A 16,884-nucleotide genomic window follows, 5' to 3' on the forward strand; every position below is an offset into this window, starting at 1 on the left:
CTTGTATTCAGCCTTGACAGCCTCGTCAAGGTAAATACGAATAAGGGATGATTCCTCTTCCACACGTACAACTTCAAAATTCGAAAGTATTTCAGATGGCAGAATTAATTGTGCCAATGCCAATAGCCCTTGAGTGTTCATGATGCAAAGGTAGCACTTTTCGGATAAATAAAAGAAACTCCCCCCGGTTTGGCGGATGAGCCGAAAGGAGGGCTCAGTAGAAAATCAGTGGGGGAAAGCAAATAAGTTTGCCAAGCGAAAAAGGGGTCAGCCGATTTTCTACTGCCCCCATATTTTGGGTCAGCCGACAATCGGCCGACACGCAAACCCGCAGGCTCTGAATCAATGGGCTCAACGGAAACGTCCGTTTGTTGCTTTCATCCTCCATGTAGGGACGTGCCTTTGGCACGTGTCAGGCGGAAAAGCATCCTCCAATAAAATAAAGGTATGCATTATCCACATCGCAGACTCTTAATATTACCATACATCTTTCCTTTGACACGTGCCAAAGGCACGTCCCTACATATAGGATGAAGCCCCTCCTAACATCCTCAAAGGGGAGGAAAAGGGATGAAATGTGGAAGTATCAGGTGGATATCCAAGAAACTACCACATGTAGGGACATCGCTTTGCGATGTGTACAATGTAATTGTATGCTAAAAACGGGATTGTTCATTAAGGGATTGTTCCGTTTGACACGTGCCAAAGGCACGTCCCTACTTGAGGATGAAGTCACTCCGGCTTTCTCTCCCCTTTCGGGCAACCAAAAAGGCTTTTACCATATACTAATGTAATAAAAATTCGCAACCTTTCTTTACTTCTCTCTCACTCTTTTTATAACATTCATAAAACACTGATATACAACACGTTAGGAATAATAAAAATCACATTGAAAATGAATGGCCTATTCATTAAACGAGAACAGGCTATTCACGGTCGATGAACATGCCATTCACTGAGCATGAACATGCTATTCATCGCAAGAGAATTTTACATGTATCCTTATATGTAAAGACATTTCAAAAACACACGCTTAACTTTTTGTCGTCAAGACACAAAACAAACACAATCCCATGACACACCGCATAGGAGGATTTCAAATCACGCCCGTATCCGAAATCACTCCCTCATAAACTATATTTCTAAAAAAAACGATATTTTTTCGTTTTTATAAATATATTATATATATTTGCATATAATTATAATCCTTACGTATTTTAAAGAATAATATGCCAGCAATGATTAAAAATAGGATAAGGTCTATACTTACCTGCGGACTGATGATGTTTTCCTGCATCTCGGCACAAGCTGTCATTGGCTACTCCGAACCAAGAACGGTAGTACAACCGGACGGAACGGAAGTAACGCTGCAGCTCTTCGGCGATGAGTTTTATAACTATACTATGACTGCCGACGGCTATACGGTCGTGTTCAACGATATTACCCGGGCATGGGAATATGCCACACTATCGTCCGACGGAAGGATCGTATCCACCGGTCTCAGTGCCGCCGACGGCAAAAAAGCCCCAATGTCCGCAAAGGGCCTGCGCCCGAAACTAACGCAAGCACAAAGACAAAACATACGGGAACACGGCATATACAAACTGAAAACAGGTCAATATGACTATAGTAAGTTTCGCGGCCTTGTGATTCTCGTGGAATACAACGACGCTCCGTTCTCACGCGATGACATCCACAACATATTCGATGAAATGGTTAACAAGCCGGAATACACCGGCTACATGACCGACAACCTCATACCAAGCAAGGTGGAATATACCGGCTCTGTGCGTGACTACTATTATGAAAACTCAAACGGTATGTTCAATCCTCAGTTTGACGTGGTCGGACCGGTAAGGATTGACTATTCGCAGCATTATGCCCGCAAGACATCCGGCGCACAGACCCTTGTGACCGCCGCACTTCGCGCCGCCGACCAAATGGTGGACTATAGCCTCTACGACACCGACGGCAACCGCGAGGTAGACATGGTGTATTTCATCTTTTCAGGCGGAGGTTCAAACTTTTCCGGCAACGACGAGACACTTATATGGCCCCACGCATCGACAGTCATGAATCTTAGTCTCGACGGTGTGTCGTTCGGACGCTACGCATGTTCAACCGAGCTTTACGGTGACCCGTCCAACAAGATCCTTGACGGCATCGGCACAATATGCCATGAATTCAGCCATGTGCTCGGTCTGCCCGACCTATACGACGTTGATTATGAGACAGGAGGCCAGTCTGTGCACCCCGCCAAATGGTCGGTGATGGCAAGCGGCTCTTATCTGAACAAAAGCCGCACACCATGCGGATACTCCCTGTTTGAACGCTACGCGCTCGGATTTGCCTCACCGAAACCAATAACCAAGGCCGGTGAGTACAGCATCACGCCACTCAACGAAGGCATGACACCCGACGGATGCCGTATCAACTCATCAGTGGAAAACGAATACTTCCTTCTCGAAAGCCGCATAAAGACGCGGTGGGACGAGTATCTTCCAGGAGAAGGGCTGCTGGTTCACCGCGTGGACTCCACAAATGCAGCCGTATGGGAAAACAACAAGATTAATGCGACACCGCAACACACATACTATACCCTTCTACGGGCCACTCCCAAGACCGTCCCCACCACAACAGGCATGACAGTGACAGACAGTGACGGAGACCCTTTCCCGGGAAGCGGCAATGTGACGGAACTCAACAACACGACAAACCCATCGCTGCGCTCATGGACAATGTTGTCCACACCTCTTATCCTTGACAACATCACACAAGCCGATGACGGTAGAGTATATTTCAGCATAAAGGCCGACAACGTGCCTACACTCATGGAAGACTTTGCGGCAATGCTGCCGACCACAGGCAATGCACAAGACATACAGGGACGTTTCACGACATGGAATCTCACCAAAGGTGCAAAGATAGAACTTGCGGAAGAAACAGAAGAGACAATGCTGACAACCATAAAAGGCTCTGAGGTGGAATGCGCCGCCATAGACGCAACAGTGGAAAACGTGGCCATACGGGTGAACAACGCCACAACATCGAATGCGATTTTCCGCCTTTATTACTCAACAGGCAAGGGCTCGGCATGGATTCCGGTAAACACCGTCGAAGGCACGGCCAACCCTTCGGTACGTCATGGTGAGACAACAACCATACATTATAATACAGGGTTGCTTGAGAAACCGTCTTTCCGACTGGTGCAATTCACCGGAAGCGCTTCGGCACGCTGCATCGTGGAACGTATGGAAATAGGACTCAAGCCCGGAACAGAATCGGGAATCGACAACACCACCGTAACAGTACATGCAACAGACGATGGGCCGAAATGGTTCAGCATTGACGGACGCCGGATCAACAGCCCCGTCACCCCGGGAACCTACATCCAAGTGAACGGAGGCAAGGCAAGAAAAATACAAATATCAAATAACAAATAAACTCAGAATATACCAGGAACAAGAATTGCTGTCCGAAAAACTGAGGACACGGACGCAATGCTTTCCTGGTTTTTATAATAACCAACGTTCCTCAGCCAATAACAATTATGAGAAGAATCACAACTTCTTGGCTTTTGGTATTAGGCATGCTCGCAACAAACCTGACCGCCTGGGCACAGACAGAAAGACTGTCGGCCGTGGCCGAACTTGACGGCACAGCCGCCAAGGCAGCAACTGCGACAACGGGTTCTAATTCTTTCAAGCTGGAACAGCCTCAAGGCAAGTTCTTGCTGAAAGTGCCGGAACAAAACCTTCTTAATGCCGAAAAGAAAACATCACCGATACTCAAAGGCAGATCGGTGAAGGCAGCCGAACCGCAAACAGCCGACATCAGCGGATACTACGTCGGCACGTATCTGACACTCGCAAGCGGAAGTTTCGACGGAGGCTCTACGATGCAGGTTGTACCTGACACGGAGGGAGACTCGCTGACTATCAAGAACTTCTGGAACGGATGCAATGTACGCGCCCATTACGACAAGACTACGTCAACGGTCACCATTCCACGTCAGTATATGCTGACCGACGAATCGTTAGGGCAACTCGACATTGCCGCAACACAACCAACCGGAGCACCGGACTACAATACCCAGATTACCGGTACCGTGAAATCAGGAGGCATTATCGACTTCACACAGGCATGGTGGGGCATCTATGTTCAAAAGGCAGGAGCCAACAAAGACAAGTTCGTTGCCGCCTACTACAACCTGGCAATGGGCAAACCTAACGGAACGATGATGTACAAGACAGCGTCAGGGCAACAGGCCGGCTACTACGTCATCATCAACCAGACATCACCCAATATGCTGACGGTGACAAACATCTTCAACCGCGGTCTGGACATTGAAGTCAAGCTCAACCGCAACCGCACGGCAGAAATAAACAACCAGGTTGCATTCATCAACGCTTCAGGCTCATGGACAATGATCAAGTGCATCGAGTTTAACGAACAGGGCAACCTTACAAATTATTCACCTGTAATCACCATAGAAGAGGCTGCGGCATCAAACAACAACACCCTCTCATGGACAGACTGGTCAATATTATGTGCAGAGGCAAAATCATTCGCAGGAAGACTGACCGATGCCAGGCTCACGGCTGACACTCCATGGTCTTATCCTGAATTGAGCATAAACGACTTTGAAGGTGAAGGAACCGTTGAGAATCCATATCTTATTTCATCTCTCGACCATCTTATTCTTCTTGCCGACAAGGTGAACAACGACGACAACTATGTCGGTGTTTCCGGCAAACAGACATACACCCGCACATACTTGGGCAAGCACTTCGCCCTTACCAATGACATCGACATGCAGAACTACTCCTTCGAGGCCATCGGAAAAAACTGGAACCAGCGTTTTGCAGGCTCATTGGACGGACGCGGTCACACGATCAGAGGTCTTAACGTAAACGGCGGCGGTGACTCATACGCCGGTCTGTTCGGCATTTGCGACACAACAACCGTCATAAAGAACCTCACAATGGAATCTCCTGTCGTATCAAGCACCTACTTCAGCGCAGGTGCTGTGGCGGCATGGTGCATCGGCTCCATTGAAAACATAACTGTAAACAATCCTAACGTCTCCGGGGCACGCTCGGGCAACGGTGCCGTTGCGGGTATCGTATCCGGCAAGATGGAAAACTGCCACGTCACCGGTGGCATCGTGATGGGAACAGGCTTCCTGGGCGGTGTCGTGGGTGAAGTTCACGGAGGCATCCACAACTGCTCGGCCGTAGGAACAAAGGTCTGCATCACAGGCGACAGCAGCCCTTCCGGAGGAGTTGCCGGAAACATTCTCGATGCAGACGGCTCCGACCTCTATTTCAGCGGTCTGATGACTTATGCAAACCTGGCGAACGACAACGGCCAGATCATCGGAGGTGTTGTAGGTACGCTTCAGAACGTAGCCTTGAGAAACTCATTCTCATCGGGCGTTGTGCGCGGCTACAGCTCACAATCGCAAATCGGAGGCGTTGTAGGTATACTTTCAAGCGGTACGGTTGAAAACTGCTACTCTTCAGGTATGCTCCACTGCTATACAAGAATGGGCGGCGGCATCGTAGGACAGATACAGCTCGGTTCATCAAAACTCACACCGAAAGTTATCAACTGCTACACATCCGCAACTGTCGAAGTGGAGACATACCAGTACGACCGCAACAACTGCTGCGAGGTCATCGGCAAGATATTGGACGGAACAGATCCTGAATTGACAAACATCTACTACGACAAGCAAGTGACAGACTTCGGTTCAATCCGTTTCGGTACCACAACAGCCGAACTGACATCGCCAAACGGCCCGAAAGGCTTCTCTTCAGATGTATGGACATTCACAGAAGGCGCATATCCGCGCATAAAGACACTTGCAGAGACAGAGGCTGCCAAATACAGTGCCTCAGCCGTAGTGATGAGCGCAGGAGACAGCTTCAAGAAAATCTCCAACAATACACCGCTCACAGCTTTGGGCAACACTGTTTTCTGCATCTCAAAAGGACAGAATCTCTACACCGAGGGCCACTATTCAAAGATTGCCGGCAACAATACCCTTGAAATAGGAACGGAATTCGGTACAGACACTCTCTACGTCATCAACGGTGATGTGCAGACATATCATTTCGTAAACATCGCTCCTATCCCATTCGAGGGAGCCGGCACAGCCGAGTCTCCTCTGCTCATAAAGACAAAGGACGACCTCATCAAGCTCTCGGAAGCCACAACGGCAAAACGCCAGACTTTTGACGGAATGTATTTCGCCATGACAAATGACATCGACCTCGAACTTGACCCCGCATTCGACGGAATATGTGCTGACGGCTCGGCCGGCGCGGCATCAATCAAGTTCCAGGGAATATTCGACGGTCAGGGACACACCATCGAAAACGTATTGATACCCAACCGTGTTGTATGGACAAAAGAACCCACTGAAACATCGGCAGGCACTCTTAACACATCGGCATGCCGCACCATGGGAGGTCTTTTCGGCCGCCTCGGTGAAAGCGGTGTCGTTCGTAACCTCAGCATCGGAGCCGGTTCTAAATTTGAAATGTACGGTACTTGCGCGGCGTTCGTGGCGTCACTCGACGGCACAGTGGAGAACTGCCGCAACTATGCCGATGTCACCGGCTACTCATGCTGGGTAGGAGGTATAGCAGGCATGGTGAACAAGGGAGGAAGAATTATCAACTGCTACAACGCAGGAAACATCCGCACCGGATATGCTAATGTAGGAGGTATAGCAGGTTCTACAAACGGAATGATAGAGAACTGTGTGAATACCGGTGACATCTCTGCTTCCGACATCTGCACAAATTATCTGAAACAGCTTCAGCGTGCAGGAGGTATTGCAGGCGGCAGTAACGCGTCTTCCATCAAGAACTGTGTGAACTACGGAACCGTCTACGCACAGAATAACAACGCAGGCGGTATATGCGCCTCTATGGAAGGCACATCTACGGCAGGATCGGCCAATGACAACATCGTCAGCTGTCTCAACCTCGGAAACGTATACTGCGGCAATAAAGCCACAACAGGAGCCATCCTCGGTCTGAAAGGTACGAAAAACGTTGAGAACGTTTACTTCGACGCACAGACAACAGGCATCAAGGCCGGTGCTAACTCCGATATAGAGAATATGAACGGCATTGAGACAGAAATCCTTATCTCCGGCCAGGCCCTCGAAGGTCTGACAACCGAAATATGGGATTATCAGGCCGGCATGTATCCCGCCCTGAAGGCATACGCGGAGGAGACAAAGGTTGCAGCGGCACGTAAGGTCATAGCCAAGGCCGCTACAGGCGATATCTTCACAGAACTCTCAAGCGATGTCGAGCTTGGTGATGGAGCCACATGGACGCTCGCCGACGGCAAGACATTCAAGATTGAGAACGGCAAGCTCATCGTTCCCAAGAACGTTAGTGCAATCGTTGCAGACACTCTCGTGGCTGTAAACGGAGCTGACGTGCGCCGTCCGATGTTCATACAGGCTCTTCCGGCCATGCCTCTCACAGGCGAAGGTACAGCAGAAAACCCGTATCTTATCAATAATGTGGACGAGTGGAACGCTCTCGCGGCATATATGGACAACACCGGCAAGAACCTGAGCGCCAAGACTGTCAGGATTACAGCCGACCTCGACTTCACGGGCAAGACTCCTTCCCGCATAGGAGCCGACGGAATAACAGTAATGGCCGGTACCGTTGACGGTGACAACCACACGATAAAGGGCTTTGAAATCAATTCAATAGCCAATACAAGCTGCGGCCTTTTCGGAACCATCGATGCAGGTGCAACAGTCAAGAACCTCATATTCGAAGGCACAGTAAACGGAACACATACATTTGCCAACCCTGTTGCAGACAAGCTTTACGGAACACTTGAAAACATTGTATCAAACGTTGCCGTGACGACAAACAAGGCTAATGTATCCGGAGTTGTCGGCAATGCCTACACAGGAGCAGTGCTCAACGGTGTCGTATTCAGCGGCTCGATAAAGAGCGGCATGGCATCCATAGGCGGTCTTGTAGCCACCGGTGCCGCAGGAGTGACATACAGCAGCTGCGAGTTTAACGGAAAGATCGAGCAGACCGGATCATACACCAAGGCGACAGCTGTCACCATCGGAGGATTTGTTTCAAGCTCCGGTGCGGCAACGTTCGAGAATTGTAAGAGCAACGGTGAGATTACCGTAGCCACACCTGAATGGGCACACACCGTGGCCGGATTCCTCGGCAATGCGGTAGGCGCCAAGGGCAACGGTCTTTACACCTTCACATCATGCTCCAACGCCACTTCTATCAGTGCGGCAGGAAAGGTTGCCGGATTCATTGCCGGTGGACCCACCTCAAGCTCTGCAGCCGCCAACGCACAGTATGTGATGACGGACTGCCACAACACAGGTGACATATCTGCCGTTTCCACAAAATCACTCAGCACAGGATATCCTACAGCGGGTCTCGTGACATTCTACACACCGGGCTCATCGTTCACACGATGCTACAACACCGGTACAATTATCTCCAACTTCAACGTCTATGCCGGAGGTATAGCAGGACAGACACAGGGTACACCAGGCTCGTCCACAACTCCCGACGAGGCTTCGTTCACCGACTGCTACAACGAAGGATCCATCATTGCCGACGGTAACCAGGGCGGAGGTATCACAGGTGCCGCATCAGGAAAGGTTATCTTCAAGAACTGCTACAATACGGCCGACATCGAAGGCAACCGTATGGTCGCAGGTATCACCTCACAGTTTGCAGGCAACGGCCCGCAGATGATCAACTGCTACAACACAGGTAACATCACCGGCAAGACCGACCGCGTAGGAGGCCTTATCGCATGGGGTTCACCTGTCGACGGTCTCGTAGAGGGATGCTGGAACACCGGTAACGTATCATCGCTCAGCGAAGTACAGTCTACGGTAACGAAAGACAATCCTTCTTATGAGATTGGCGGTCTGGCAGCTAACTCAGGTGCAACATTCAGGAACTGTTACAACGCAGGCAACGTGAAAGGACTTGCACGCGCAGCCGGTCTCGTGGCCACACCTGAAAAGAACAAGACACAGTTCATCAATTGCTACAATGCAGGCAGGATTGACGCTCCGGCAGACTCCTGCGGATCTATCGTAGGCGTATCCATCACCAACGGCAAACAGTGGACTGCCGACAACAAGATGGATAACACCTGGTATCTCGACATCAACAGCAGTGACAACGACGAGGCTTTCGACGCAAAGAAAATCTCTGCCAAGGAACTTGCAGCCCTCGACCTCGGTGAAGGTTTCACCTCACCAGACGACTATACCTATCCCGTAGTGAAGACTGCCGCCGATAATGAGGTTGCATTGTTCCACGCTGCCGAACTAATCCTCGCAGACGACAATACCTTCACTAAGGTGACCAAGGATTTCAACGTGGGAGGAACCCCTGTAGTGAAATGGTCAAGCGACTGCGCAAGCCTCGTGTTCAACGGCAACTCGGCACAGTTTGAGAAGTCTGTATCCGGCACGGTTGTCGTTACGGCCACAGCCGGTGAACTGACAAAGACTTACGAGCTTACCGTAGACTTCACCTCCGGTATCGATGCCATCGGTGCCAATGGTTCTGAAAATGTTGTCAGCCGCAAGTTCTTCAATGCTGCTGGTGTTGAAATAGCTGCTCCGCAGACAGCAGACGGACAGGTTTATATGGTGATTGAGAAACTCAACGACGGAACAACACGTGTGATCAAGATTGCAAACAAGAAATAAACAGCAAACCAAATGCAGAAGCAATTCATTTTGACTATGCTTAGGCAAAACGTTTATTGAAAACAAAATGATCCATAGGGATTATAAACACTCAAAGAGGGGTGGAACTGTCCGGTTCCACCCCTCTTATTTTTAACAACACCAGAATTCTCCCACCATTTCCATTTTCAAGACTGTCAGAAATGAAGTGCACCTTAAAAGTTTTTATTTAACTTTTAAGGTGCACTTCATAAAACATCCACGAGTAGGGACGTGCCTTTGGCACGTGTCAGGCGGAAAAGATCCTCCAATGATTATACCTTAATAATATGTGATTGTTTTCTGCAGAGTCCTTCCACGGATAATGCCATCGCTTTGCGATGTGTATAATAAATCGAGGTGTGTGGTCGTTTACCGCCTGACACATGCCAAAGGTATGCCCCTACATTACATGATTATACACTGGGTCACAGACATTCAAAAAAACGGTTCCAGACTTCGTCACTCAAAAAGTCACGAAAAACTTTTTAAAACGCTATTTCTTTTTCGGCTTCTTCACAAGCTTGTACGCTGCGGTGAGCATTATGTACCGCGGAATGCAATTGTATAAAGTCTCGGTACGTCCCTGTGCGTTTATGACGTAGCGCACGTTCGACAGCTGATGCAGCAGGTCGAACATCTGAAGCTTCGCCGTGAGACATCCCTTGAAAAATGAGCGGGTGAGCTGCGCGTTCCATACAATATCATCGGTGTTCATCTTGCCGCTGCTATAGCCTCTGCGGCTGAACATGTTGATGTCCGTGGCCAAACAGATGCCTGTTCCGGGAACGGTATACTGAATGTTTCCGCCATACTGATAGTCGTATGTGTCTATGCCGTACATGTTATCGAGGTTGCCCCTGCTGTTGCGCATCACAAGCTTCGACACCAAGGCAGCAGAAAACAGTCCGCGCCGATAGCTCAGCTTACCGTTAAGGCGCGTATATATATTCGTCACTTTGCTGAGCACGTCGGCATCCGTATCGTATGCCACGCCGAAATCCACGCTGCGCTCGTATTTCACACTTCCGCTAAAGTCTATCCTGAAACGTTTCCGGCTGTCGAGAGGACACTGCCACCCTCCTTTCAGGCTGCCGCTCCAGCATCCGTTCACATTGTCAGTCATGTAGGTATATGCGCCGGTAAATGAATTGTATGTCGTACGCGTGCCCCAGGCGTTATGAAGAAACAGGAAGTCGAAACCTACATAGAACGAAGCCCCGGTGGAATCATTCGTGAACGTCATCTGCCCGCTTCCCTTATGACGTGTGCGTCTTTTCAGGGAGGGATTGCTGAGCCTCACGGACAGAGGGTTCCTGTCATCCGTGGACGGCATCAGATTAAGGAAATCCGGCTGAAAAACATCAAGGTCATACCTTAGCGATATGGGATTCTTTCCGTATGTATAGATACTTGCGTATGGCTCAAACGCAGTATATGAGCGTTGGGCAACGGTGTCAAGTGCCATGCGCATATAATGCATGCGTTCATCCGTACGTTTTACAGGTATGGTTATGTTCACAGTTCCGTTATCTGAATTTCTCGACAGTCTAAGAACAGCTCTGAAGTCCCGTTCCATGGTTGACACAAACCGGCTGTTGCCGGCATCAAGCACCGACATCAGGGAATCATGCGTTGACGGGAGCAGCCATTGCTCTTCATAACGGTCATCGCCGAGAAGGTCGAGACGATAATGACTGTTGCGGTCTCTCCCATACTCCTGCCTATAAGACAGTCCGGAACCCATTCTCCATCTGCTCGGCAGCACAAATGTGTATTCCGCTTCTCCATAATATGAGTATTTGTCGCTGACAGCCTCAGAGAATGTATTACGCTTGTCTGACTCTCCTGCTGCAGAATAAAAGATATTGCTGGAACCGTATGTTTCATTAGGCTTTCCGTGGAAATAATAGCCGGAAAGATTGAATGAAAGACAGTCGCCCCATTTCAGTTCCTTGAACCAGTACAGATCCTGGCTGATACTGACATGTCTGTTCTTGGACCTGCCAAGCCTGTTGATGCTGTTCATATCCTGTGTTCCTGATGTAGAGTCACGCTGTGACGACTCTTCCCTGCTGCTTCCTCCGTATACAACAGTGTACAACCTGAGCCCTGCCTTTTTCAGGAACAGGCCGTTGCTGATATTGAAGTTGAAATTTCTGCTCCTTGAAGCCGATGAGCTGCCCTTATATATGTTGCCTTCCGTGGCAAACGTCTCCGACATTCTGTTCATCACGTTGTCTGCATCCTTCCATGTCAGAGATACGTTCATATTTTCATTAACACTCTTGTCTTTATCCTCTGTATTAAGGGAAATGCCGGTCTGACGTGTGGCAAGCAGTCCACGGGGCATATCGGAGGGTTTCCATTCTCCATCGCCTCCCGGTCTGCGGTCCTCGTTTACATTGTTCATATTGACAAAAGCCGACACACGGGTATGGTCATCGTAATATAGTCCGAACGCACGTCCCATCCAGCGTTCTTCCGTGCCTGCTCCCATCTCCGAATTCACTATATACCCACGGGCATATTCACGCTTCAAGCTGACATCCATCACATAGTCCTTCTTCTCTATCTCACGTCCTGCCAATTCGCTTTTCTCCGAGGTCTTGTGATATACCCTGACATCCTTCACCGTGAAATACGGCAGGTTGTCAAGCATCATCTTGTTATCGCCCTTGAAGAAATCCTTACCGTTGAGCAGCAAGTTGTCTATCTTCTTTCCGTTGACATAAATGTCACCGTTGTCCTTTATTTCCGCACCGGGCATCTGGCGGATAAGGCCGTCAAGCATCGAGCCTTCTGGCAGGTTGAACGCCGCGGCATCGTATACTACGGTGTCGCCCTTGTATGCAATCTGCACCCTCGTGCCCGTGACCACGACCCCCTCAAGGTCTATGTTTCTCATTCCTTCGTCGTCTTTCCGTTTCATAAGGATGCGCGGTATCTCCATCTGGTATTTCCGGCCCATGTCTTTCAGCTCATAGTCAACATAACAGTCCTCATATCCTTCAAGCGTTGCCTTCAGAATATACTTTGCCTCTATCCGAGGTACAATGAAATTATACCATGAGAATGACCTGGTTTCGCTTGCATAGCATGTAACAGTGTCTATGACAGTGGAGTCACTGCCCATCAACGTGATAAAGGGAGCAAGCTTCCCCTTGGTAAACGCATCGTATGCGTGACCGTAAATCTCGACCGTCTTTCCTTTTTTCTTTTTAGCGGATCCAGTGTCCGCCGATGCCGCAACGGCCGTCAGCATCATGATTATGGCTATCAGCAGTTTCATTTATATGACTGGTATGGTTATATACGTTTATTCCCCGAAAATTTCTTCTATTTTTCTTTTCAGCGGGTTTCCGGTAAGCCCCGACATCACTATACGCCCGTCAGGACCGATAAGGACAAATTCCGGTATTGACGTTATTCCATATTCCTCCAATATCTTGTTTCCCGTCCAACGTCTGAGCGTTGAAAGGTGTGTCCAATGCAGCCCACGCTTCGTCACATAGTTTGTCCAGTCCTTCCGGTCGTTGCTTATTGCAATGCCGATGATGTTAAGTCCCTTGTCGCGATAGCGTCTGTTAAGAATCTTCAGCATCGGGAAGTCTTCACGCGACGGCCCGCTTTCCACCATCCAGAAATCCAGCAACACATAGCCCTTGCCTACATATTCGCTTAAACGGTGTGGCATTCCGGCCGTATCGACAAGCTCCACATCCCTATACATCGTGCCAGGCAGACGTTTCTTCATATTTCTATAGAAATTCCATACAGGCTGCATCGACACGTGTGAGGCGTATGCCTTTGTGCTGTCAAGCAGTGTTGTCAGGTCTTCATATTTCATCACGGGATATTCACGTGCAAGGTAATATGCCGCTATGGGACTGTCCATATTGTCTCTTATGAATCCCCTGACCGTCGCCCCAAAGCTGTCTATAAGCCTGAGCATGCCATCCTCGTCGATGCACTTGGGACTTGTACCTATCATCGAATTATATTTTCTTGCCTCACGCACATAACCGTACTCACGGTTTTGGCACTCGGCAAACTTCATGTTCAGCGGCGAGGCCTCGACCACACGCCGTGTCATATCGACAAATACCGGCACCGTGTCGGCAATGAAAACATAGCTGTTGTTCTCACCGTCGGTTATTTCCATAAACTGACCGGGCATCACCTTATCCTTAAAGCTGAAACTGCCATCCTTGCCGACAGGTATGCTCAGGGTATTATAGTAAGATGAGAAAGAAGACAGCTGCCTGACGGCAAGCGAGGTTGTTCCCGGCATGGCTATGCCGCTCACGCTCCACTCCCTGACATGCTCCGACATCGTATCCGGCAAATTAATCCGTTCATATACAGTTCTTGCATGATAAACGTTGTTCATGAATCTTCTGTTGTTGTTCATCCCGGCATACGGGACAATTCTGACCTTGATTCTACTTCTTATTCTGTGTAAGGCTTGCGACACTATCGTGTTTATACGCCCCGGATTTACACCACTCTCCATCTTTAAGGCTATGGCCTCAATTTCACCATATTGTTTTTCCGTAAGCATACCTGAGAAGTCTGATACAATCTTATTCAGAAAATATACCGCCACATCGCACCCCTGCTCATCATTGTTGTTACGGTTTGTCTCATACATGCCGGCAACATACTTTACCTTCTCACGCATAACAGTGAACTCTGTCGAATCAACCGGCTCCATGTCTTTCATGTTCTTACTCATTCCCGGTATATATGTATCGTTAAGATTGTCTATTCTCCAATGACTGCCCTCCATCTTTATCAGACACCCGTCAACGGCATGACACAATACGGAATCCTTGTCATAGAACACATCCGGCATCCACATCACGGCATAGCATGTACGGAAGTTGTCTGGTCCGCTGAACGTGACGAAACGGAAATTGCAGTCGTCTTTCATCTTATAGTTGAAATTAATACGGCTCCAGTATGTGTCGGGCCACGAGAATGACAGCCATCCGAACGGCGGATTGCCTTCCTCCGGATCATGTGAAAGTATCATCGTACTCCCGCCCGCATTACGCAGGAAAGCCTCATCAAGCTGTGCAAGCGGCTTGGGCATAGGATATTCTCCGCCATTGGATTTGCCGTATACATACTTGAAGTACCATACGTAATGTCCGACACCCGGATGCGACTGCATTGTCTTTATTTCCTTCGACCCTATAAACTTGTCAAACGCCCTCTGCATATCACCGGCATATTTTCCGGCATTCTTGCCCGCCATACAGCAGACTGCCACAGAAAGCAGTGTTATTGTCATTAATACTTTTTTCATATCTATTCGTATTCATTGTCCATATTGTGTGATTCTTCATTCCTTGCCTGCCTTGTAAGGTCGTTGACAATTATCCTGTTCATCAGTTTCTGAAACCGCTTGTCCGCCTTTATTATCTGTTCCACATGCGAAAGATACACGCTGTCGTCAATATTCGCAAGATCATGCTCCATACGGTCTATCAGCATCTCCATGCTGTCTGCCGCAGTCATTTCCGTAGCTTTCTTATCAGACAATTCAGCAACATCCGCAAGCGCTTCAATAGCAATTTCCTTTCCGTCCGAAGCCGTTGCCGCAGCAACCATCCTGACTGCGGCCTTATCCGTTGACGCTTCTGTGCCGGCCATTTCGTCTGCATGAATCCCCGGCTTACGTACTGCAATGATGTCTGTGCCGGCCGTGTTCGCCTCAGTAGATTCAACATGAGTGCCAGACTCCTTGGACGGATGTGTTGCCAGACTTGAGCTTTCAGCCATCTCAGACATCATATCCTTATGTATGCCTTTGTTGCCAAAGTTCATCCAAGCCATAAATACCAGTCCCACAAATACGGCGGCAACAGCCCATCTCATAAATGTAATGCGCATTCTCCGTTTCCGCATTATGCTGTCATATACACCGCTCTCATCTTCACCCTGCAATACCTCTGCATTGTTATCGGCCTTATCAACAGGGAGGGGGCATATTATATCCATCAATACACGCTGCTCTTCAGTTACACCTGTATGCTTCTGCAGCTCATGTTTCAATAGCTCATAAAGCCTGCGCTCCTCATCAAGAGAGGTCTCCCCCGCAAGAAAAAGCTTGGTCAGAAGTTCTATTTCACTTGTTGATTTCATATTTTTCAACCTGTTTTTAAAATTCCACTTGTTTTCTTATCATATCCAGCAGTTTCCGCCTTGCCGTGCTGAGCATCGCGCTTATCGAACGCGGTGACGTTCCGGTGACGGCACTGATCTCCGCAATATCCATACTCATCTCATGACGCATACGGTAAAGACGCTGCTCTGTCTTTGTAAGCCTGCCTATGGCCTGCTCGAGAATCCGCCTGTTGTCATTTTCCTCCAATGTCGTCTGTTGTGCGGTATACGTGCCGGAATAGCCCGCGGCGGTCTTCCTTGTATTCTGTCTGCGCCATTCACTCACACAAACATTCTTTGCCATCCTGACAGCCAATGCCTCTGCTCCAAGCCCGGCATCTATCCTGTCACGCATACCCCATAGCCGCATGAGCACTTCCTGTGCCACATCATCGGCCATGTCGCAGTCGTTGAAGAATGCCTTCCCTATCGAATAAACCTTGGGACGAAGCACATGTATGATATGTTCAAACTCTTTCTCTGTCATAACTCTGTCTTATATACGGACAGAAGACATGTATGTTAAGTTAAACATACATGTTTTTTCAAATATTTCCTAACATAAATCAAAAATACAGCTTTTTAACGAAAATAAGTCATGGTTGTCATACATTTATCCTCAAATGAACGATAAAAGCGACTTCTCAAAACAGGAACTGACACATTCTCAAACCTTTTGACTATAATCGGGAAATTTATGAATATCCCGTTAGAAGTCAGACAACCGCGTATACGCTCCCCAAAGCAACACCCCTGTCTGGGGTGATACCGGCCAACCGAAAGCATTGCCATAACCTGAAAAGGCAGGATAAGATTCAAAGGTATGCGGAATTACAGCAATAAACGGAAATGTTTTATACATACCGGTCTGTAATTCGGAAAAAATATCTAAATTTGCACTGTGATAAACTGCGCCTCAGCCGGTTTTAACCAGCTGA

General features: G+C 48.7%; 7 protein-coding genes. 2 read left to right on the plus strand and 5 right to left on the minus strand.

The window, feature by feature from the left end; translation table 11 throughout:
• The first annotated feature begins 1,238 nt into the window (after positions 1-1,238).
• On the plus strand, positions 1,239-3,443 hold the full coding sequence (locus HPS56_RS00005; protein ID WP_172271903.1) for a M6 family metalloprotease domain-containing protein: 2,205 nt from the start codon (positions 1,239-1,241) through the stop codon (positions 3,441-3,443).
• A 107-nt stretch (positions 3,444-3,550) separates the two neighbouring features.
• Positions 3,551-9,754 (plus strand): hypothetical protein, encoded by a 6,204-nt coding sequence (locus tag HPS56_RS00010; RefSeq protein WP_172271906.1) that lies wholly within the window; start codon positions 3,551-3,553, stop codon positions 9,752-9,754.
• Positions 9,755-10,268: 514 nt separating this feature from the next.
• Here HPS56_RS00010 and HPS56_RS00015 read toward each other — a convergent pair.
• From HPS56_RS00015 to HPS56_RS00035, 5 genes are all read right to left on the minus strand, one after another.
• A complete protein-coding gene (locus HPS56_RS00015; RefSeq protein WP_172271909.1) occupies positions 10,269-13,064 on the minus strand; it encodes a hypothetical protein in 2,796 nt (931 codons plus the stop codon).
• Positions 13,065-13,091: 27 nt separating this feature from the next.
• Positions 13,092-15,086 carry a peroxiredoxin family protein gene (locus HPS56_RS00020; protein ID WP_172271912.1) on the minus strand — a complete coding sequence of 665 codons (1,995 nt, stop codon included), beginning with the start codon at positions 15,084-15,086 and terminating at the stop codon, positions 13,092-13,094.
• A 2-nt stretch (positions 15,087-15,088) separates the two neighbouring features.
• Positions 15,089-15,925 carry a hypothetical protein gene (locus tag HPS56_RS00025; RefSeq protein ID WP_172271915.1) on the minus strand — a complete coding sequence of 279 codons (837 nt, stop codon included), beginning with the start codon at positions 15,923-15,925 and terminating at the stop codon, positions 15,089-15,091.
• 16 nt (positions 15,926-15,941) lie between these two features.
• The gene (locus tag HPS56_RS00030; RefSeq protein ID WP_172271918.1) at positions 15,942-16,433 is read right to left on the minus strand and encodes an RNA polymerase sigma factor; all 492 of its coding nucleotides are present in this window, start codon (positions 16,431-16,433) and stop codon (positions 15,942-15,944) included.
• A gap of 222 nt (positions 16,434-16,655) precedes the next feature.
• Positions 16,656-16,808, minus strand: a complete 153-nt coding sequence (locus tag HPS56_RS00035) for a hypothetical protein (protein ID WP_172271921.1) — start codon at positions 16,806-16,808, stop codon at positions 16,656-16,658.
• Between the last annotated feature and the right edge of the window lie 76 nt (positions 16,809-16,884).

Origin of the sequence: Xylanibacter muris (assembly GCF_013166605.1) — a bacterium.
In the GTDB taxonomy this organism is placed as follows: domain Bacteria; phylum Bacteroidota; class Bacteroidia; order Bacteroidales; family Bacteroidaceae; genus Prevotella; species Prevotella muris.

Coding starts and splice junctions, on each gene's coding strand:
- HPS56_RS00005 (WP_172271903.1), top strand. CDS start 1,239: ATGATTAAAAATAGGATAAGGTCTATACTTACCTGCGGACTGATGATG.
- HPS56_RS00010 (WP_172271906.1), top strand. CDS start 3,551: ATGAGAAGAATCACAACTTCTTGGCTTTTGGTATTAGGCATGCTCGCA.
- HPS56_RS00015 (WP_172271909.1), bottom strand. CDS start 13,064: ATGAAACTGCTGATAGCCATAATCATGATGCTGACGGCCGTTGCGGCA.
- HPS56_RS00020 (WP_172271912.1), bottom strand. CDS start 15,086: ATGAAAAAAGTATTAATGACAATAACACTGCTTTCTGTGGCAGTCTGC.
- HPS56_RS00025 (WP_172271915.1), bottom strand. CDS start 15,925: ATGAAATCAACAAGTGAAATAGAACTTCTGACCAAGCTTTTTCTTGCG.
- HPS56_RS00030 (WP_172271918.1), bottom strand. CDS start 16,433: ATGACAGAGAAAGAGTTTGAACATATCATACATGTGCTTCGTCCCAAG.
- HPS56_RS00035 (WP_172271921.1), bottom strand. CDS start 16,808: ATGTATAAAACATTTCCGTTTATTGCTGTAATTCCGCATACCTTTGAA.